The organism is Trichocoleus sp. AS-A1, from assembly GCF_039962015.1.
In the GTDB taxonomy this organism is placed as follows: domain Bacteria; phylum Cyanobacteriota; class Cyanobacteriia; order Cyanobacteriales; family FACHB-T130; genus FACHB-T130.
Map to the genome: position 1 here is coordinate 330,581 of NZ_JAMPKG010000001.1, position 20,902 is coordinate 351,482.

Consider the following 20,902-nt stretch of genomic DNA (forward strand, 5'->3'; position numbering starts at 1 on the left):
GGACGGAAAATTTTGCGTAACTATAGGCTGATTAAAGTTTAGTGAAAAACGCTTGTAGCAGGCTGTCTAGTTTGATTAAGTGGGCTAACTGAGGGTGGGAAAACTGGAGATTAAATCGCTGCTCCAAATTTCCTTTACCTAACATTTACAAATAGACCCACTAGCGCTAGTAAGTGGGATTGGGCGTTAGCGAAACCTAACGAATACTTCATACGGTTCTAGAGTTTTTAACACCCTCAACAGCTAGTTGCTTCGTTGAGGGTTTTCTACTAGCGCCGTCTCATCATCGTATTGGGAATCTACCTTCGGAGCTTCTTGGAATGCTAAGGGTTCCCCTAGGGTAGAAGAAGTTTCTGCAATCACCGTTTCATCGTCTTCATCCTCCATAGGTTCTTCCGGCAACATCGGTTCTCCTTCGGCACTTTCTATCAGAAACACTGTAGGTTCAGAATCTGCACTGCCTTTGTCCTGAGCGCTTCCAGCCTGTTTGAGACGGGGTAATCTTTGAATGTATGCCTGGAACTCTTCCAAGGAAAATAGGGCACCATTTTTCCGGGCAAAGTAGTGGTTCTGATCATCTAACTGGGCTTGAAACAGACAAGCATGAGTGATGTTCGCTAACGTAAGATTGGTTCTTTGCAGGTTAGCGCCGGTTAAGTTTGCCCCTTCAAGCCTTGCTCCAGCAAGATTGGCTCCTGATAAGTCAGCACCGGAGAGATTCGCCCAGGACAAATTGGCTTGCTGGAGGTTGGCACCTGCTAAATTGGCTCCTGCTAACTCAGCCGCTAACAGATTGGTTTGCCAGAGGTTAGCCTCTGCTAACAGAGCATGATTCAAACAGGCAGAGCGTAGCTGTAATTGACTGAGGCTGTGCCGCGCCCTCTGCCAAAAGGCGGTGGGAGATAGGACAACAGTGCGACCGATTAAAGTCAGCAGTGCTTCGGCGTCAAATTCAGATGGCAGGTCGGGGTTGCCGCAAGGCCAGAAAGAAATCTGCGTTGCCCGATGACCGAGATGTGCTTCGCGCATCTGCTTTGCGATCGCGCTGAGCAACAAGAAGACATTCAGCCCAACGGCGGCATCGATTTGCAAGATTTTTAAGGGGTTGTGCAACGCCTGCAACTGGGTGTGACACTGGTGGGCAATTCCTTCATCTAGCCAGCGACCTCGACAGTAGGTGCGGTAAAACCGATAGAGGCGTTCAAACAAAACATTGAAGCTAAACTGAGCCGGGTTGCGCTCAAAAATCCGCCGCAGTCGCTCAATTACCATGTCTTCGATTTCAACTGACAATACGCCATAACCCAGTAATTGATAAAGATACTGGGCTACATTGATCGGCGAGTGGATCGCAAAGGTGAATTCACCGTAGGTATCTTGGACTGGCTGGGTGAGGGCTTGCAGCTGAGCGGCAATTTCTTCAGCGCAGAGATATTCTCCCAGGTTGCGGTGAGAAAACTCGATCGCTGAGTGATGAGTGTGGAAGAAAAAGGCTGGCAGGGTGTCATCTGACGGCTGTAAGCGGGGGTTTATCGGTTTGTGCGCCTCCGTCGCCATTCTGGTAAAGGTTGCCTCTACAGCGGATTGGGGGGCTTGATGGCGACCTGTTTGCAGAATGGCCAGTGCCGCCACTTGCATCTGGTGGCGTAGGTCTTGGGGGCGTCGGTTTTGCAGGAGATGAGCGATCGCATCATTGCTGCGGTAAGCATGAGCCAGACCTTCCCGAATCACAAAAGGCATGGAACCACTGCCAGCTTCGGGGTATGCCAAAAGCCAGCGGCAAATCCGGTCGTAAATTTCAAACTTCGCTTGGGGTAATGTCAGGTGAAAGATCGTGTCGTTGAGCAGTCCATCTCGATGCAAGATACCCAGTAGATAGAGCATCAAAGGCTTGCGGACGAGGGCGGCGAGTACGTTAGCAGCGCCTGGGGTGCCAACGGGACGAGTCGAAAAGCCGCCTCTTTCTTTGACAAAGGCGAAATATCCTTGAGCGATCGCTTTCGATTGCAGTTTCGACCACTGCTTGAACCACTCCCGGAACTCCTCGTGTTCCATTGGCTGAATTGCAATCCGCCGCCGCAAATCGTGAGGCAAAGGTATCAGAGTAGAGGCAAGATCGAAATATTCTCCTTCTCTTCCAGTTGTCCGGCTGGTCAGAATAATCTTGTGGCGGGGCGTGCCCTCAAAAGACGCCATTGCTTCCCCTTGAAACTGCATCAGCTGGTTCAGGAAGGCATGGTAATGACGCCCTGCGTGGCTTGATCGGGGCAATTCATCCAAGCCATCCAGAATCAACAAGCAAGGAGGATGCATTGGTGAAAGCCAACCATCTGCATCTGTAAATCTGCCCCAAGGGAAGGCAGAGTTCAGGGTTTGCTCCAAAGTTTGCCCCAAGGTAGCGTCCTTGAGTCGGATAAACGCTGGCATCCATCTAGGGTAAAGCTCCTGAGCAACGGTTGATGCCAATATTTGGCAAAAACTGGTCTTGCCCGTGCCCGGAAGACTCTCGATCGCCGCAATGCTGGTCGTATCATTTAGCTGAGCCGTGACCCACTCCATTAAATCCACGGGTTTCGCAGGTACGGCGTTAGCGGCAAGCGGTGTCGTGGTCGGATCTGACTTGGGATTTTTCGTCTCTAACCGGGTGGAGCTTTCTTCGAGCAGCACTCCCTTCAAGGGGACGTATAAATCCTTTAGGGCAAAAGGTTCTGCCAGTAACGGTTCGCTCAAAGATTGTAGAAGGCTGGCTCGATAGCGTTCTCGTTCGAGGTTCAGCGAAAATTGTGGCGTGTTTGGGTCTGAGTTTTGATTTGCCTCAAAATTCAAAGTGGTGGAGAACCCAGAACGCTTCCGCTCCGGGTTTCCCGCGCCAGGAGTATCCTGCCAAGTTGATAAATTCCCTAGCTGGACAAATTTCTGTAGTTGTGCCAGCGGCAGGGCATTTTCAGCGATCGCGGCAAGTAAATATCCTGGGAGTCCGTGAACCAGGCGTTGGGCGATTAGCTTGGCTTCTGTTTCCTCGGCACCATTGGCGATCAACCAGGCAATGCCCGTACTATTCATCTGCTGCACGAGAAAGGAGTCGCCCACCATACTCAGCGCTTGTTCTGCCTGACTATCGGTGAGGCGTCCGGGACGCAAAGTTTTCAGTAAGGCTTGCAACTGGGGATCGGAAAGGGGCGCATCCCAGACCTGCCCGTACAAGTCTTCTGACTCGCCTGGGACGCCTGCACGAGATAACCACGGTCTTCTCAGTTGAGATTCTTGTTCTAAAATTCCTTGTAAGGCGTTCAGGTAAGCAATTTGGAAAGTTAGCCAGGTTCCTTCGTTGCGCTTCAGGGGCTTTTTTTGACTCAGGATACGCAGCAACCCCACACAAAGTTGGGAAGCTACGCCTGCCACTTCCCAAGCTGCTCTCAAAGGTAGTTCTAAGACTTCCGCTAAGACACTAATATCAAAAGGTGTCAGGCTCTTGAGTTCCATATCCCGGACAATGCGAAAGGCAATCCCGGCAATCTGAGTGCCTGGGTGCCTCAAGGTTGCCAGTTCAATGTTGCGTTCCGCCAGCCAATGCCGAATGCTAAGGCTCATCCCACCTCAATTCTAGGAAATAACTCAATATGCCACTTATTAGTCATGTTATCGGGAGTGTAGGCGGCTGGTGTGCCGACCAATCGTGATGAATGGGGTAGAAGCTGTTTTTCATCATCCCTAATTGAGTTGAATTTCAGGATAACTTATGTAAGAGCGAAGCACGGGTGCAAAAAATCAGCTCGCTCTCTAAATTCACTCACAAAAGCTTTACCCCTACAAACTTAAAGCTTTTATTATCAGTTTTAGACCCTTTACGCTGACGGCGATTCGGCTCCGGATCGATGTCATCAAGCAGGAGCAGCAAAACGAGGACTCAAGGGTAGTGGTAGTGAGATGGTAGTGAAAAGACAATTACATGAATTTCAAGTACGCACGGCAAATCGATTGCGCCAGCGGCAGGGACGCAAACTGGTAATTAGAGTCGTCTCGAATGCCAGCGCATCTGCCACCAAGCTCCGGGACGAGGATGCGGAGCAAACTGAAGCCGCTGCCTCAGCGATGCAGCCGCCTCTGACACCGCTGAGACGGCGAAATAAGATTTGGCAGTGGTGGCTGTTGTGGCTGAGTATCATCTTCGGGTTGGGTGGGACGGCACTCGCGGCTTTCTTCTTGCTGGCAACGATTCCTCCCCAAGTTAACTGTAAAAATATGTCGCCTTTGGCTCCGGAAATGGATCGGTTGACTTGCGCCCAGCAGGCGGCTCAGTCGGGCAAGTTAGAGCAGCTGGTGGAGGCAATGAAGTTCGTCAAGAGCTTGTCCCCCGATAACCCGGTGTATCCAGAAGCGACTCGGCTGATGGAAGACTGGTCGCGATCGCTCTTGGCGATCGCCCGTCAGAAAATTGACCAAGGAGATTTAAAGGGAGCGATCGCCATTGCCCGCCAAATTCCCTCCTCTAGCCCCCTGTATCCAGAGGTGCAAGCAGCAATGAAACAATGGCAAGGGGATTGGCGGCAGGGTCAGGAGATTACCAAAAAATTCTTAGCAACTTTAAAAGAACAAAAGTGGTTTGAAGCTTCTTTGCAAATACAGGCTTTGTCTCGTCTCGATAACCGCTACTGGGATCAAAAACAACTGGATAAACTGATCGATCGGATGAGTCAGGAAAAAAAAGCTTGGCAACAGCTAGAAGAGGCGCAGACATTTGCCGAAGCCAAGACACCTGAGGGATACGCGCCAGCGATCGCCCTGGCAGGAAAGGTGAACCCCAACACCTATGTCAAATCAAAGGCAAAAGCCGAAATCAATCTCTGGAGCCAGGAGTTGCTAAAAATAACTGCCGAGCATTTCGAGAAGGAAGAGTTTGACCGTGCTATTACCGCCGCCCAGCTGATTCCTCCGAAGACTTCAGTTTATAAGGAAGCTCAAGATTGGATTCAACTGAGTCGTTCTTATGCAGTTGCTCAGGAAAATAAAATCCTCAGCTTCCTAGAGGCGCAAGCGGCGCTGCGTCAGATTTCCCCAAAAAGTCCGCTTCGCCAGCAAGCACGAGTGACCGAGGCGCTTTGGCAATCTAATTTACAAGATCGGCTGCAAATGCAATTTGCCGAAACAATAGCCAGCTTCGATCAACCGTTGGCATTTGAATTTGCGATTAGCCAAGCCCAAGCGATCGCGCCCAAACGACCTGGACGCATCGAAGCCCAAACTCAAATTGCCCACTGGCGGAAGCAAATTCAACAAATTCAAGACCGAATCGCCCTTGCCCGATCCAAACAGCTGGCAACACCGGGAACTCTAGAAAGTTTGAGGGCGGCGGTTGAGGAGGGAAGCCGGATTAAGCTGGGTCAGCCTTTGCGGATAGAGGCACAAACCTATATCGCCCAATGGACTAAAGCTATCCAAACGAGGGAAGACCGACCGATCCTAGATTTAGCGAAAGGTTTGGCTCAGCAGGGAAATCTCCAGGCGGCGGTTGCAGCTGCCTCCAAAATCGCTCCTGGACGTGCTTTGTACTCTGAGGCACAGGCATCGCTGAGCGATTGGGTAACGCAAATTCAAATCGCTGAAGATACGCCGATTCTTAACGAGGCGAACGCTTTAGCGGCTAATGGGCGGCTCACTGCGGCAATTAATAAGGCTTCTAGGATTCGCTACGGTCGGGCACTGTATCGAGAAGCGCAAGGAGCGATCGCTCGTTGGGCATCTGAACGAGAAGCCATTTTAATAGAAAGACAAAAGGCAGCTGAACTTCAGCAGTCTATCGAAGACAGTTCCTCTGAATCTCAAACGAATAGTGAGCCGGAGGGGAATTATTGACGGTGTCGATCTCCCTCACCGAGAAGGGACAGTAAAGTTTCCCAAGGCTTGGATAATTCCCCCAGCCTCTCATCCTGGGGCTAAACAAACAAAGGCTGCATAGGCAGCCTTTGTTTGTTTAGCTGCTTGACTTTTTCAGCATTTTCTCTTTTATTGGCACGCTCCTGCTGGAGAGTGCCCATCGTTCTGTATCTGCTTTAAGCTGCAATCATTGCTTCCCAAGTCCGAGGGCCAACGATCCCATCCGGGCTTAAGTTTCTCGACTGCTGGAAGGCGATAACGGCTGAGCGCGTTTGCGACCCATACACGCCGTCAATTCCGCCTTTATAGAGTCCTCGATCTTTTAATACTGTCTGAACTTCTGTCACTACTGCTCCCTGACTACCGCTTTTTAGCATCGGCGCGGGTGAGGGAGAATAGCGGGCAAGGGGATTAAATTTTGCAGGTGCTATGTTTTCAGCGGGCACAGTTGGCCCTTCATTACGCCCGGTGGGATCGGGAATCAGCTGCGCTTGTCTTGTTGGCTGCTCATAGCTCCCACCGTGCATATCAATGGGCATTTCTTCGATCTCAGGGTTGATCTGAGAAGCACTAATCCCGGCAGCGTTTGCACTCATCCCGTTCAAGAGGAGCGGGAGCGAGGCAACCGCAGAAAGAATGCTCAGGGATTTGATAGTTGACTTAAAAGATTTTGCTGTCATCAGCGTCAGTTCCTCTTTCAAAAACACAAGATGCTAATAAATGCACCGTTTGTGGCTTAGAAAGCCTCCTATTTGTGGTTCATCCAAATCTTCTTGCTTTGAATGATTTCCAGCTTTTGTATGTCTTCGTTAGCTTATAGGAGATGTCGAGTCTGAGCATAGTTCTATAGTTAGAGCTTCTAGGTGCTAAATATCTGACTATAGAAATAGCAGCTCGATTTTTAATACAAGAACTAGATGATGATGTTTCTGTAGTAGCAGGGGGAGCAATGCCCGCCCTAATCGCATTTCGTGGGTCTTGTCCACTATAAAATCTACAACTTTTTCTTTAGCTTGAACTAAAAAGAGGGGAAGATTAAATAGGACGATTTAAGATAAATTTCCCAAAAAAATAGTTAGATGACAGCGATCGCGCTCTGTGGAAAATACAAGCGTGGCGAACTGACTTTTTCTGCGCGAGGCGTTAGCCTCGCTTCCAAGACACGCGATCGCGCTCTGTTCGCATCGCCCCTGGAATGAGTAATCTGTTATAGCAGGGAGAAAGCGGTGTGAAGCAGGAGGTTGTTGATGAGCGATCGCGTAGCGGATACCCTTGGGACTGTTCGCCGCTTCAAGTTGATGCTAATCGATGATGACCCGATTTTTCGGTTGGGTCTTAGCACCGCTTTGGCGTCGTTTCCCGACCTGCAAGTCGTTGCCCAGGCGGATAGCGTTGCTGACGCTTTGCAGACCTTGGCAGATGGAGTTGGTACAGACAACGCTCCAAATCTGGTGATTTTAGAACTAAACCTAGGTCGCTCTAACTTGTCTTTGGGGGGATCGATCGGGTTGCAGCTGTGCCAGGAATTAAAGACGCAATTCCCGAAATTACCGATATTCCTTCTCAGCCAACGACTCCCGCCAGAGGAACTGATAGCAGCCAGAACCCTAGGCGTCGAGGGCTATTGCCCCAAAGGCACCGATCTCTCGGTTCTGGTGCCAGCGCTTCGTCAGATAGCCGTTGGGGAAGTTTACTGGTCAGAACTCGTACAGACGCAAAACGACGCGCCTGTAGAAGCCTCAGATGTCATACAAAGTCGTTCATCCTTGCGCTGGCAAATCCGTCAGTCGGGGCTACGGCAAATCGATACTGCGATCGCCCAGGTGACAAACCAGGTACAAAACCCCAATCTTTCGACACTAGATTGGTTCATCCTAACGGGACGGCGACGAGAATTGCGGACAGCCCGTTGGCTGGTCAATCAGCTGTTACCTGTGGCGACGACAGGCGCAAGAAATCAGGTGGCAGGGACGGGTTTTACTGACCCCCCTGAGGAAAACCCGAATGACCTCCTCAACCCACCTAGATCGGGAAGTCGCGATCGCCGCAGTGGGACTCCTCTCCCTACCCCGGAACCGAGGAGAAGAAATAATCCCTCGTTAGACTCAGCACTCGCGACTCAGTCCTCAGCACTTTCTGAATCCTCGATCCTCAGCCCCCTGCTAGACGCTACTTTAAATAAACTTCAATTTGGGCTAAAAAATCTGACTGGCTCTCCGTTGGAAATTGATATTCTGCTGGAAGAAAAGAAACGGGAATTGCTCTATCTGATCTTGCGTAAATTCGAGGATGTCTTAGAGGAACTGCGCTTTTCCCAGCTACAGCCGGAAGCGATCGCTCTGAAGCACTCGCTGATTCTGCGGGATTTGTGGCAAGCGTCTACCACTGATTTTTTTGGCAAATATTGCACAATTCAAGTTGGAAACCTTGAAGTAGATATTGTCAATACATTGTTACAGGATGCAACAATTATTCAACAATCTTTTCTAGATAAAATTCCTCTGGTTGTCGAAATCATCAACTATTTGCTTTTTCAAACTCCGCTGATGATTGATAATGTTTCCTACTCTTTTGGGACACCGGAAGCGCGGGATCGAGCAGAAGTTATCTTGGAGAATTTATTAATTCAAATTGCCAATAGCGTTGTCCAACCCCTGCTGAACTATTTCGCAGATGTGGAAGCAATTAAGCAGATTTTTTACGATAGACGGTTAATTTCATCGCGGGAAATTGCTCGATTTCGGAACAATTTATCGTGGAAATATCGTTTAGAAAGATATGTGGGTGAGCCAACCGCAATTTTTGAAAGCCGATATCTTCTGCTAGCGCTGGGTGGCATTGGAATCAAAAAAATCTCTATTTATGCCCCCCGCACTGATGAATTACAGCAACTCAGGGGTGCCCAACTCGCTTGTACGCTAGCGCTAGAAACTAGAGATGCGATCGCGCCACGTCTGCGCTCAACGGTTGCCTTCCTAGGTAGCGGTGTTGTTTACGTCCTCACGCAAGTAATCGGCAGAGGCATTGGCTTAATTGGACGCGGCATCATTCAAGGCATTGGCACAACGTTACAAGAAACTCGGTTTGGCAAAAATGGCGAACGCCAGAAGTAAAAAAGGCAGGTGAAAAAGGACAAGTAAAAAGAGTAGGGGTGCAGGGGCATTCTACCTCGTTCTCTGTTCCTTCTCCTCGATTTCCATAAGATTAACTCATAGGAAGATATACTCAGGCTATTCCTGAAGGTTAAACAGTTTTCAACCGCTGCTCCGATAAAATTTAAACACTTGAATCAGGCAATCCGATCGTGAGAAATTGCGACTGCCACTACAATCTCAGCGTTCAGTATAGAGATGAAGGGAATCAATGATGCAGCCCAAGAGATGATAGCAACCTACGATTTACGTCTGGTTGTGCTTTCGATGGCGATCGCGATCGCGGCTTCCTACACGGCGCTAGATTTAGCGGGACGAGTCACGGCGGCTCAAGGACGTGGGCGGAAGCTGTGGCTAGCAGGAGGTGCGATCGCGATGGGAAGTGGCATTTGGTCGATGCATTTTATCGGAATGCTCGCCTATTGCCTGCCAATCTCAATGGCTTACGATTTCCCCACCGTCTTGGTTTCGATGGGAGTCGCAGCGATCGCTTCCGCCGCAGCTTTGTATATCGTTAGCCGCGAACAAATGGGTTGGCGAAGATTACTCGCAGGTGGCATTTTCATGGGCTGTGGCATTGCCGCGATGCACTATACAGGCATGGCGGGGATGCGGTTAGAAGCGACCGTTACCTATGACCTTAGACTGGTAGCAGTTTCGATGGCGATCGCCATTAGTGCTTCCTGGCTCGCCTTGTGGTTAGCTTTTCATCTGCGTACAGCGGCGACATTAACCGGGAACTTGCGAAAGATCGGCAGCGCGATTGTCATGGGATGCGCGATCGCAGGGATGCACTATACCGGGATGGCAGCGGTAAGCTATCAATCAACCAATCCCTCCGGGATGAAGTTGTCCCTGATGATGGACAATTCTTGGCTGGCAGTTGAAATTGGAATTGCCACGACGATCGTGCTGGCGCTAGCGCTGCTGGGTTCTGTCTTCGATCGACGGCTAAAAATTGAGCTTGCCAGAGCAGAGGCACTGCGGGAAAGCGAAGAGCGGTTCCGGGCTTTAGCGCAGAATGCCTCTGACATTCTTGTGATTGTTGCAGCTGATGGCACAATTCGCTACACCAGTGCCTCCATTCAATCGATTTTGGGCTACGACCCGGAAAATTGGCTCTCGAAAAAAGCAATTGAAATTGTTCATCCGAGCGATCGCCCTCAAGGAGAGAAACTATTAGCAGCTGCACTGAATTCTCCAACTAGCAACTCTCCAACTAGCAAAATTACCGCACAGTTTCGCATCCAGAAAGTCGATGGCTCTTGGCGAGATTTTGAAGCGATCGCCAATAATTTACTAGATGTGAAGAGTGTAGCGGGTATCGCGATCGCTTACCGCGACATTACCGAGCGCCAGCGATCGCAGGAGTCGCTGCGGGAAAGCGAACAACGATTTCGCCTGATGGCAGATATGGCTCCCGTGATGTTGTGGATGTGCGATTGCGACAAAACTTGTAATTATTTTAATAAAGGCTGGCTCGACTTTACTGGCAGGACTTTAGAAGAATCAATCGGCATGGGTTGGACGCAAAGCCTCCATCCTGACGATCTTCAGCAGTGTGTAGAAACATACCGCACTGCCTTTGATGCCCGCGAAAATTTTGACATGGAATACCGCCTGAGGCGCTTTGATGGCGAGTATCGCTGGGTTTTCGATCGAGGCGTTCCCCGGCTGACTCCAGGCGGGAGCTTTGTCGGTTATATCGGCTCTTGTATAGACATTACCGAGCGCAAGCAAGCCGAACAAGAGCGCGAAAAACTGCTCGTTTACGAACAACAGGCGAGAATGGCAGCTGAAGAAACCAACCGCCTGAAGGATGAGTTCTTAGCAACCCTCTCTCACGAGCTTCGCACCCCCCTCAACTCAATGCTGGGATGGACTCAGTTGCTTCGGACTCGGAAGCTTGACGAAGCGATTATTGTGCGGGCAATGGAGACAATTGAGCGTAATGCTCGGTTGCAAACACAGCTAATTGAGGATCTGCTGGATGTTTCGCGGATTATTCAGGGGAAATTTCGCCTTTATGTCCGTCCGCTGGAGCTATCCTCCGTCATTGAAGCTGCGATCGCGACCATCCAACCGGCGGCTAGTGCCAAGTCGATTCGATTGGAGTCTTTTCTTGATTCCTCCGCAGGGCTAATCTGCGGCGATCCCGACCGCTTGCAGCAAGTTGTATGGAATTTACTGTCGAATGCAGTGAAGTTTACACCCAAACGGGGGCGAGTCGAGGTGCGGCTGGAGCGGAGCAACTCTTGGGTTGAGATTCAAGTCAGCGACACCGGACAGGGAATCGCTGCCGACTTTCTCCCCTATGTGTTCGATCGTTTCCGTCAAGCTGATAGCTCCATCACCCGGTCATACGGCGGACTGGGACTGGGGTTAGCCGTCGCCCGCCACTTGATAGAACTGCACGGAGGTACGGTCTTTGCCCAAAGTCCGGGAGAAGGAAAAGGCGCAACCTTTACAGTGAAGCTGCCGATCCTCGCTGTCCTCATCGAGCCAAAGGATATCGAGCAGGGATTCTGGACAAGGGACAACGAAGGACTCTCAGAGTGTCCTCCAGGACTCAACGGATTGCGAGTGCTGGTAGTAGATGATGAAGCCGATGCCCGTGAGTTGCTGACGGTTATCTTGCAACACTACGGAGGCGAAGTGATGGCAGTTGCATCCGCAAAAGAGGCAATGGCAGTCTTAACTGACGATGCTTCGGATTGGCGTCCGGATGTCCTGGTGAGCGACATCGATATGCCGAACGAGGACGGCTATACTTTTATCCGCAAAGTTAGGGCGCTGGATGCACAACAAAAGGGAATTCCAGCTTTGGCTCTGACAGCGTATGCCAGAGAAGAAGATCGCTCGCGGGCTGTCAAAGCTGGCTTTCAGACACACGTCGCGAAGCCAGTGAAACCATTAGCATTGGTGGCAGCGATCGCCCATTTATCCAGACGATGCGGATGAATCGGAGAATCTTTTCCTGACGCAATCAATCTCGTCTGGAGACGGGGAGTTTAACTCCACCCCTGCCCGTCCCCGCTTTTCTGAGAGATAGGTTTAATATTCGCCCCTCTCCGTCAACGGAGAAGGGTTGGGGGTGAGGTTCCGAGTTCAAGTCAGAACTGTACTAATTTTTCGATCCCCGCTGTGCAGAAACCGCTGGCACCTTGACGCCCAACTTTTTAAACATCGCTTCTCGCCCCTGCATTGCCAAGACATCATCCAGGGGTTTTAAAGAAATTGGCGTTTGATATTTTTCTGCAAGTGCAGTTTGAATGAGCCAGTCAGCAATCGAGGGATTTTTGGGTAAAAGAGGACCGTGAGAGTAGGTCGCGATCGCATTCCGATAAAATGCTCCTTCCATCCCATCTTCCCCATTATTCCCATAACCGCTAATCACACGTCCCAAGGGTTCCACCTCACCTAAATAAGTGCGTCCGCCGTGATTTTCAAAGCCAATGACCAGAGGCGCATCCTCCGACATCTTTCGCAAATCCTCCGCCAATCGCGACGCCGTGATCTCAAACACGACATTCCCAATACAGCGACGGGCATCTGGCCCCGGATGCTTGCTGACAAAATCCAATAAACCCAATCCCTCGATCCGTTGCCCTAATGCGGGTTCGTAATAGTGTCCTAGCAGTTGGGGCGATCCGCAAGTAAATACCCCAGGCGTTCCGGCTTCGATTTTCTGAGCGATCGCTTCTGCTTTGCCTTGGCGCAAATCGCGCATGACGATTTCCTGCTGTCGGTCTTGTGCGCCGCCACCCACGATTACATCGACTTGGCGAAATTGCTCTGCGGGGGCGTCCCGATCTAAGGGCATGACGTTGACTTTGATCCCCCGCCATTGGGCACGTTGTTGTAAACAGATGACATTACCGCGATCGCCGTAGGTACTCATCAGCGTCGGATAAAGCCAGCCAATTGTGAGTTCAAGTTGTTCGGTCATGGTGACAGTCAAATTTTTTGATTTTTAACGCAAAGTAGCGCCAAGGAAATCGCAGAGGTACGCAAAGGAAGGCTACTTTCTGCGTACCGAGAGCGTTTAACATCTACAGAATTTTTCGCCCCGTCAAAATACCTCGGACTTCTAGCATCGCTGAGTAAGTCGGTAGAATGTGCAGGGTTTCGCCGGTGGCGGTGTGTTCTAAAGCAGTGGCGATCGCTTCTTGCAAATCTTCTTTCACGATCAGTTTGCAGCCATGTTCCTCGTCTGCTTGGCTGTATTGCAGGCGCAGCGCCATATCGTAAACGCGATCACCGCTGACTACCACCGTTCCTCCCTGTTCCACCAATTTTTCGGTGTCCACATCCCAAATCCAGGAGACATCAGTGCCGTCTGGGGTGCGATCGTTCAGCACCATCAGAGTTGTGGAGGAACCGCCGTGGCTTCTTTGCTGATTCACAGCGCGGATGGTTTCATTCAGCGCCACCGGATTTTTTGATAACAAAATCCGCACCTTTTTCCCGGCGACTTCTAATTCCTCAGCCCGTCCAAAAGCTGCATGGAAGTTTTTAATCGTGTCCAGAATCTTTGCGGTATCAACGCCAATTTCTTGTGCCGCTAAAACAGCCCCCAGCGTGTTGTATTTGTTGTAAATCCCAATCAGAATCTGAGGCCATTGGCGACTATCGATTGCCAAGGGGCCTTTTTCAAAGCCACAGCTAGGACACCGATAATCGCCCTGATGAGATAAGTAGACGCCCTGATAATCGAGAGAATGTCCGCACCGGGGACAATATATAGAATCTACTGCATGAGGAATTTCGTCAAGATAAGCTTCAGGTTCGCTTAAACCGAAGAATAAAACTCGTTGCGATAACTGCTGACCCAGATGAGACAAGGTGGGGTCATCGCCATTTAAGATCGCTACCGTATCTTTGGATTGGGCGATCGCTTTCTGCCAACGCTGGCTAATCGTATCCACTTCCCCGTACCGATCCAGCTGATCCCGAAATAAATTTAAACACAAAATCAATTTTGGTTGAACTGGCGGCAAAACCTTCGGCAGAATATTTTCATCTACCTCTAAAATTGCATAGTCAGCGTTGAGCTGACCGATTAAATTGGTGTTGGTCAGCAGTGCGGTGATTAATCCATTCATGAGATTGGCACCCGCCGCATTGTGAACAACGCGCCATCCCTGACTTTCTAGCATTGTCCTCAACAGCAGCGATGTCGTTGTCTTTCCATTCGTCCCCGCAATGAAAATCACACCGTGCTTTACTTGACCAGACAGCAGGGACAACAGCTGCGGCTGAATGCGTCCGGCAATTTCTCCCGGTAAAACGCTAGCAGCCCCCAAACGCAGCAGGCGCACCAGCCGCGTCACTGTCTTTGCTGTCCCGACTGCTACGCCCAGCCGTAACCTATCTAAAAGCGATATTCTCACCACCACACTCCTGCCCCGGCTACACAAGCCACACGCTTTCGTCGCGGCTTTACTGCTACTTATTTACTGAGCGCTGCTTTGCTCGTCAGCATTCTACCGTACTTGGCTGTAAATCCCCTGTCAATGATGAGTAAAAGTACCCAATAGCTAGGAGAAACAGATTCTTGTCCCTACCGGCTACACAAACTTGCAGTAGATTTATTAGCCTCCAATTTCCTGCCTAGGAGTATGACTATAGGAGCGTGTTGGTACCATTCACCTACAAAACGTGAATGATTATCCGTTATTTAGTCCACTATTTAGTCCACATTCCTAATTAGATGCCTTCCAGCCGTCCAAAAGATTTGGTCGTTCTACAGACGCTGGGAAGAGTTGTTTGAAGGCAGCCTGTCTGAGGTCTGGCTTTTCGGGGGTCATATTCCACAAGCTTTCATAGAAGAAGAATGACATCCCGGCAAATCCGCGCTGACGAACCGCTGCAACTTGCTCCTGAATTTGTGCAGCCTTAACCGGGTGAGGTTTCACGCCGCTGAGAATGCCGATGGCGACGGGGATATGACGCTTTGCTGCTTTGACTTCGGGGCGCTCTAATTCCCCAATGAAGCGGCTCAGATCATCTCGATAGATTTGGACGATCAGTTCCTCAATGAGTCCCTGCTGTTCCCACGTCTGCCAGTCGGCGAGAAAGGATTTGTAGGAGAATTCTTGGGGATTGGGAGAAAGGGCAAAAATAACGTTGGGTTTGCGATCTTTGACAGCTTTGAACAACTGTTTCAGATATGCCGTAATTTTGTCAGCCCGCCAGCGTATCCATTGAGGATCTTGGGCATTCGCGGGAGGAGATTTACCGCCGTTTTCTTTCTTGTACAGTTCGACGGTGAAGGCGTCGTAGCCGAAATCGGCGGGAAAGCCGAAGTGGTCATCAAATTGAATGCCGTCGATATCGTATTTGCTAACAATTTCGACAACTAAATCTTGGATGAAATTCTGCACTTCGGGACGCATAGGATTCAACCAAACTCGGTTATGCGTTCCTTCTTTCCAAGTTTGAGAACCGTCGCGTTTTTTGAGTAGCCATTCGGGGTGGCGTTTGGCGAGTTCAGAATCAGCGGGTGCCATGAAACCAAATTCAAACCAGGGGATGACTCCCATGCCTTTTTGGTGTCCCTGGTCTATGATTTCTTTGAGGATATCTCGTCCTTGTAAGCCTGGGGTGGGATCGAGCGATCGCCCGGTGACTTTTTGGGCTACAGCACTGGGATATAGGGTGTAACCCCAATTCCAAACGGTGGGATAAACGGTATTGAAATTTAGCTCATCGAGGCGTTGCAGGGCTTTGCTAAGGCGATCGCGCTCAAACAACACGTCACTATCAATATTCGTCAGCCACACCCCCCGAATCTCTTCGGACTGCGCGGTTGGTGGCGTCCCAGCGCTAACAATGTATTGGGAAGGGACTAATCCAGCAGTTCCGGTGGCTTGACACAAGAAAGTCGCAACTTCTGCACGACTGGCTAGCTGATTGGGATTGAGTGTCTTGACGTTGGGGTAATTGACCACGATTTGTTTTTCGGTCGCAGCAGCGATCGCATTCCGCGCATAGCTAGGAATTGCCGTTGCATCGGTAAATGCCCCAGACAACGTGCTACTCACCGCCTGAGTAGGCGAATACTTCAAACCACTCGCCAAAGATACCAACGCTTGCGATCGCGGGATTTTTTCGTTCGGTTTGAACACCCCACCCGGATAACCCGACATAAATCCCTTTTGATAGGCTTTACGAATTGCATCTACCGCCCAGGAATTTGCTGGGATATCCGCAAACTGACCGCCGCTACGAACGTCCGCTGTATTGGGGAAAGCTTTGCCAACCATCGCGGCAAACTCACCCCTGGTTACGGGTGCCTTTGGTCGAAAACTTCCATCCGGGTAGCCACTAATAATCTGCTTTTGTGCCAACTGTTCTATACAGGGTTGCGCCCAAAGTCCTTCCACATCGAAAAATTTTGTCTGAGCAAATGCGGCAGGGTTTACCAGCGTCATGGTGAAGCTAAAGGCAACCAGGAAGATAAACCAAGCTTGACGCCCAAAGGCACGGCTAAACCAAACTAGCCCGTCTGCGAAGCTCGTAAAAAGTCGTTTGACAGCGTATTTCAATCTCTACCTCAATCAGGGTGTACGAAAACTTCCCCAAATATTATGGAACCACAAATCATGACTTGGGCATTTCGGCAAAGGTTGCAGCAAGTTGACTGGGTAAAGGTTGTGGTGTCATGGAAATCATTGGGAATCGAAAATCGCCATCGCTCCCTTGAAGGATGCTGCAAGTGCAACCAGCATACAAGTTTTGAAGTGGCTGACGATTGAAAGAATGGCGGGGTAGGTCTTGTACCTGCCCTTCTCAATACCTGGGTATCCGCAAAATGTACCCTACATCGTCCGGCAATTAGGCAGCGTTAAACTTTTTGACTTGTTAGTAGAAACAAGGGGAAATGTCTTCAAGGACGAGAGTAAAATTGGAGTAATAATCGCACGATACCGGGTTCATTAATAGGATTGGTTTTAGCGATCGCGATCGCATCTTATTTTCATCTCAAAGTGCCCACAATTGCAGCCATTTCCCAATCTTTACCGATGCCGCAAGGAATTCCCCTCTGGAATGATTTTGGATTAATTCGAGAACCGATCGAGCCGGCTTTGGCACTCGCAGCACTCGGCAGTATTGAGTCTTTATTATCAGCAGTCGTAGCGGATGCGATGACCGTGAATGAAAAACACGATAGCGAGCGCGAACTCATTGGTCAAGGCTTAGCGAATATCATTGTTCTCTTCTTTGGGAGAATTTCGTCTACGGGCGATCGCCCGTACCGTCATCAATGTCCGTTCTGGTGGGAAAACCCGTCTTTCAGGGGAACAGAAGCCTTCTTGAAGTAGAGGCGCGATCGCTTCGTTGACGTTCAAATGTGGAAGGGCGCTCGCTTAATTTACTAACTTTTGCGTATTCGCATCTACTATAAGTCTGGGTTTGGCTAAGAAAGCTGAAGATTACTTAATAAATCCCCCAAAGCTGCTGTCTCCTCTGCTACAGTTTTCATTTATACAGCCAAGAAAGAAGCAGATGTGTTTCTAAATCGCTCAAAAAGAGCCGAGTCTGCTGCTGTTGCTTTGTCAGCAATTTTTCATTCTTTCGGTAGTTTCATCAGGTGGGTGTGCAATGTTTGCATAGTGGCGATCAATCCTTATGGATTTTCTGCATAAAGCTCTTTAACTTAGATACAAGCTGTAGGTGGTTTCAAAAATTAGAATGGCGGCTTTTCGTAGGATACGCAACGTCTAGGACATTCGGATGTCGCCAGCATCCAGCAAAGCGAGAGCGCTCTTAGCACATCGTGGTGCTGTCCGATCGAGCCGTTGGCATTCCATGTCCAGAGCCAGCACTTGTGACTTTAAGAACTATAGCGATATGTTAAGTTTTATTACATTTTATTCCTTGTTAAGGGAAAAGCCGAATGCCCCTGTGTAGCAAATAACCGGGTGTACGCATACATTCAACAACCCCTATAGGACTCTCAATCCAAGCTCAGCACTGTTCTAGCTACCTTTGGACAGGCAAGCTGAGATCACTTAAATTAAGTGATAGAGATCACGAAGCGAAAAGATAGCAGTCATTGTCCTGTTAGGACGCGATCGACCGAACGCTCCCAAAATCACCCGATATAAGGAAGCAAAAAGAAACTTAGATTGAAAAAATGTTAATTAAACTCCCTTTGGTACTCGCCATGACTGACCTTTATGATTCAGAAGATGTTCAGGCAAACCACAAGCGATCGCTCAGAAGACTCGCCAAGGCGATCGCGCTTTCTCAAGGTGAGTTCTCGCTGATTTTGGTTTCCTGTAACTATCCCCAGTTACAAGAGCAAATGGCAAAGCTGCTAAAAGAAATCTCCACGGTCGAAATTCAAGAACTCGTCCTGCATCCTTCGGTAAAGACGCTTTATACAACGATTCAAAAAACAATTGAAGATCGGCAGCCGCAAGCCTTGATGGTCTTCGGTCTAGAATCTGTGGTGGACATTAATCAAGTACTTACCTCGACGAACCTCGTCCGGAATCAGTTCCGCAAGCAGTTCGCTTTTCCGCTAGTGTTGTGGGTGAGCGATGAAATTCTGCAAAAGCTGACTCGGATGGCACCAGATTTTAAAAACTGGGCGACCACCGCCATTCGATTTGAGGTTCCCAACAATCAGTCGATAGAGTGGACAGCCATCACCGCTTGAAAGAGGAGCATCCTGCAAGATGACTAACGCGCTGGCAGTCTCTAGGATGACCTATCTAGCCATAACTGTATAGGCGTCATTAAATAGTCACTGGTGACTCAACATAAATTGTTGGTTCCTGCATCTTAAACTCTATGCCATACTCGAGCAGATGCTTAGAGATTTTTTCGTTCGCCAATTCCAGTAGATGCTTTCGCAGTTGAATCGAGTTTTCACTGGAACCCAGAATAAAAAACGTTACCCTCGCTCTTGTTGTTTGCTTTTCTGCATTATTCATTAACGTAATATTTGTACTACCGGGATCGATCCCGAATACAGAGTCTGTACTCTGATTAATGACTTGCTGTACTAGCGCCTGTTCCCGATCTTCTAGTAACTGAAAAAAATCTAGATAAAGTAAAACCATTACTTTCTTGCCCATCGTCACATTCTCAATTTCTAAATTTGCCAATGTGGAATTGGGCACAATATATAACGTACTTTTAGCCGCCGTGCGAATCTTAGTAGAGCGCAAACCAATCGATTCAACGCGACCAAACAAACCTCCGGGTACATTGCCAATTGAAGGCAGACGAATATAATCCCCAGGAACAAAAGGGCGATCTAAATACAAAACAATCGTCCCTAAAAGCTGCTCTAGAGTCTTTTGAGCCGCAAACGCCACCGCCAATCCACCAATGCCTAAACTTGCCATCAAGCCAACTAAATTGAATTGCTGACTTTGGGCAAAAGCAAGAATGGCGATGAAGCCAATCGCAACATTTACTAAAGTCTCAATTACCAAAATCAGTTCATCAAAATCTCGACTAAATTTCCCAAGTATATCAATTCCATAAATTCGGATAAACTGCCGAAACAACCGGGATATTAACCAAGCTACGCTAATAATGACAGCTAAATCTACAAAAGGTTTGATTAATTTATAAAGGGATTGATAATCTTCAATCCAGGTTAGAGAAAGAGAGATAAGAATAAATGTACCCGCCACTCTAAACAAGTGTTTGATTGGCTCGATTAAGTCTTCATAAATACTCGTTACTTTCTCCGATGCAAAGCGGCGGACGATTAATTTGCTGATCCCAGGTGTGTATCGTCCCAATAGCAAAGACAGGAGGAAAAACAGCAAGAAAATAAGGGGTTTGGAAATATCAATTTGAAGAACCTGATAACGAATATCGGCAAGGTTTAGATTAGATAGTAATGGGTGAATCCACATAAATTGTTGGTTCTTCAATGTCGAAGACAATCCCGTAATATTTCAATTTATCTGTAATATTTTGACTCGCAATATCGAGGAGTTGACGCCGCAATCCCATCGACACTTCGCTAGAACCTAAGATAAAAAAAGTGATTTGTGCTTGCGTTTTGCTCTCGCTATCCTTGCTCAAATCTTTAAATGTAACTTCGGTGTTGCGCGAGTCGATTCCAAAAATATCCTCTGTACTGTCTAAGATGACTTGACGAATTAAGGCACGTTCTTCGTTCTCAATTTTTCGGTCGAAGTTTAAGTAGATGAGAGCCATAACTTTCTTGGCACCCGAAAAATTCTCAATATTCACCTGTGTTAAGGAACTATTCGGTACGATTACCAATGTTCCTTTGCCAGAGGTGCGAATTCTGGTGGAACGCCAGCCAATTGACTCAACTCTGCCAAAAATCCCATCTGGCAAGCCAATATAGTCATCGACAACAAAGGGACGATCGAGATAAATGACAATGCCTCCTAATACTTGTTCCAAAGTTTTTTGGGCAGCAAAGGCAACAGCTAAGCCGCCAATCCCTAAACTGGCTACTAAACCCAAAATATTAATTTTATGAGTTTCGGCAAAAATAACGATAATCAAAAATACAATAATGAAATTAGCAATTAATTTAGCCAGAATTAGCAGTTCGCTATTGATTTTACGTCCGCTGTTGATGGCAGCATCTAAGAGATAGATATCAAAAACCCGCTTAAACAGGCGAGAACCCAACCAACAGGCAGCGATCGCGAGAGATAAACTAACTGCAAATTCGATTAAACCCGACTGAAAAAAAGCCGGAATTAAGTGTATGGCAGTGTCAGCGATCGCTAGCCCAATGACAACTCCCAATAAACCCTCATAAGGCTTAACGACTTTTTGATAGGCTTCAAGAGCCTGGGAAGAAACTAATTGCACAACTTCTGAGAATTCTGGTAATTCTTCCACTTTATTACAGCAGAATG

At 48.7% G+C, this 20,902-nt stretch carries 12 protein-coding genes and 1 pseudogene; 6 read left to right on the forward strand and 7 right to left on the reverse strand.

What is annotated here, in order from left to right; all coding sequences use genetic code 11:
- Positions 1–243: 243 nt before the first annotated feature.
- Complete coding sequence (locus NC994_RS01570) at positions 244–3,591, reverse strand: pentapeptide repeat-containing protein (protein WP_190436497.1); 3,348 nt, start codon at positions 3,589–3,591, stop codon at positions 244–246.
- Between the two features lie 336 nt (positions 3,592–3,927).
- Here NC994_RS01570 and NC994_RS01575 point away from each other — a divergent pair, with 336 nt between their 5' ends.
- The gene (locus NC994_RS01575) at positions 3,928–5,853 is read left to right on the forward strand and encodes a hypothetical protein (protein WP_348225570.1); all 1,926 of its coding nucleotides are present in this window, start codon (positions 3,928–3,930) and stop codon (positions 5,851–5,853) included.
- A gap of 197 nt (positions 5,854–6,050) precedes the next feature.
- On the opposite strand, the gene NC994_RS01580 is transcribed toward NC994_RS01575, so the two are convergent.
- Positions 6,051–6,554, reverse strand: a complete 504-nt coding sequence (locus NC994_RS01580) for a peptidoglycan-binding domain-containing protein (RefSeq protein ID WP_199299645.1) — start codon at positions 6,552–6,554, stop codon at positions 6,051–6,053.
- 567 nt (positions 6,555–7,121) lie between these two features.
- Between NC994_RS01580 and NC994_RS01585 the strand changes: the two genes are divergently transcribed.
- Together NC994_RS01585 and NC994_RS01590 are read left to right on the forward strand one after the other, a co-directional pair.
- Positions 7,122–8,987, forward strand: coding sequence for a DUF3685 domain-containing protein (locus tag NC994_RS01585; RefSeq protein WP_190436503.1), 1,866 nt, complete (start codon positions 7,122–7,124; stop codon positions 8,985–8,987).
- 237 nt (positions 8,988–9,224) lie between these two features.
- Positions 9,225–11,987, forward strand: a complete 2,763-nt coding sequence (locus NC994_RS01590) for an MHYT domain-containing protein (protein WP_190436506.1) — start codon at positions 9,225–9,227, stop codon at positions 11,985–11,987.
- Between the two features lie 163 nt (positions 11,988–12,150).
- Here NC994_RS01590 and NC994_RS01595 read toward each other — a convergent pair whose 3' ends face one another.
- From NC994_RS01595 to NC994_RS01605, 3 genes are all read right to left on the reverse strand, one after another.
- On the reverse strand, positions 12,151–12,975 hold the full coding sequence (locus NC994_RS01595) for a type 1 glutamine amidotransferase (protein ID WP_190436509.1): 825 nt from the start codon (positions 12,973–12,975) through the stop codon (positions 12,151–12,153).
- A gap of 103 nt (positions 12,976–13,078) precedes the next feature.
- Positions 13,079–14,419, reverse strand: a complete 1,341-nt coding sequence (locus NC994_RS01600) for a MurT ligase domain-containing protein (protein WP_190436511.1) — start codon at positions 14,417–14,419, stop codon at positions 13,079–13,081.
- A 312-nt stretch (positions 14,420–14,731) separates the two neighbouring features.
- The gene (locus NC994_RS01605; RefSeq protein WP_190436513.1) at positions 14,732–16,576 is read right to left on the reverse strand and encodes a family 10 glycosylhydrolase; all 1,845 of its coding nucleotides are present in this window, start codon (positions 16,574–16,576) and stop codon (positions 14,732–14,734) included.
- 42 nt (positions 16,577–16,618) lie between these two features.
- On the opposite strand from NC994_RS01605, the gene NC994_RS01610 reads away from it, so the two are divergent.
- The 3 genes and pseudogenes from NC994_RS01610 (at position 16,619) to NC994_RS01620 (ending at position 18,696) form a co-directional block, all read left to right on the forward strand.
- Positions 16,619–16,786, forward strand: a complete 168-nt coding sequence (locus tag NC994_RS01610; RefSeq protein ID WP_190410150.1) for a hypothetical protein — start codon at positions 16,619–16,621, stop codon at positions 16,784–16,786.
- Positions 16,787–16,945: 159 nt separating this feature from the next.
- Positions 16,946–17,330 (forward strand): annotated as a pseudogene (locus NC994_RS01615) (SulP family inorganic anion transporter); the annotation flags it as partial.
- A gap of 838 nt (positions 17,331–18,168) precedes the next feature.
- Entirely contained in the window at positions 18,169–18,696 is a 528-nt protein-coding gene (locus NC994_RS01620; protein WP_242028965.1) for a hypothetical protein, read from the forward strand.
- A 79-nt stretch (positions 18,697–18,775) separates the two neighbouring features.
- On the opposite strand, the gene NC994_RS01625 is transcribed toward NC994_RS01620, so the two are convergent.
- Both NC994_RS01625 and NC994_RS01630 read right to left on the reverse strand, forming a co-directional pair.
- Positions 18,776–19,912, reverse strand: a complete 1,137-nt coding sequence (locus NC994_RS01625) for a mechanosensitive ion channel domain-containing protein (RefSeq protein WP_190436516.1) — start codon at positions 19,910–19,912, stop codon at positions 18,776–18,778.
- Positions 19,887–20,885, reverse strand: coding sequence for a mechanosensitive ion channel domain-containing protein (locus NC994_RS01630; protein ID WP_190436519.1), 999 nt, complete (start codon positions 20,883–20,885; stop codon positions 19,887–19,889). The genes NC994_RS01625 and NC994_RS01630 overlap by 26 nt, the downstream gene beginning before the upstream one ends.
- Positions 20,886–20,902 lie beyond the last annotated feature (17 nt).

Bases quoted from the DNA above. Each gene is read 5' to 3' on its own strand.
- NC994_RS01570 (WP_190436497.1), bottom strand. From the start codon at position 3,591: ATGAGCCTTAGCATTCGGCATTGGCTGGCGGAACGCAACATTGAACTG.
- NC994_RS01575 (WP_348225570.1), top strand. From the start codon at position 3,928: ATGGTAGTGAAAAGACAATTACATGAATTTCAAGTACGCACGGCAAAT.
- NC994_RS01580 (WP_199299645.1), bottom strand. From the start codon at position 6,554: ATGACAGCAAAATCTTTTAAGTCAACTATCAAATCCCTGAGCATTCTT.
- NC994_RS01585 (WP_190436503.1), top strand. From the start codon at position 7,122: ATGAGCGATCGCGTAGCGGATACCCTTGGGACTGTTCGCCGCTTCAAG.
- NC994_RS01590 (WP_190436506.1), top strand. From the start codon at position 9,225: ATGAAGGGAATCAATGATGCAGCCCAAGAGATGATAGCAACCTACGAT.
- NC994_RS01595 (WP_190436509.1), bottom strand. From the start codon at position 12,975: ATGACCGAACAACTTGAACTCACAATTGGCTGGCTTTATCCGACGCTG.
- NC994_RS01610 (WP_190410150.1), top strand. From the start codon at position 16,619: ATGGAACCACAAATCATGACTTGGGCATTTCGGCAAAGGTTGCAGCAA.
- NC994_RS01620 (WP_242028965.1), top strand. From the start codon at position 18,169: ATGTTAATTAAACTCCCTTTGGTACTCGCCATGACTGACCTTTATGAT.
- NC994_RS01625 (WP_190436516.1), bottom strand. From the start codon at position 19,912: ATGTGGATTCACCCATTACTATCTAATCTAAACCTTGCCGATATTCGT.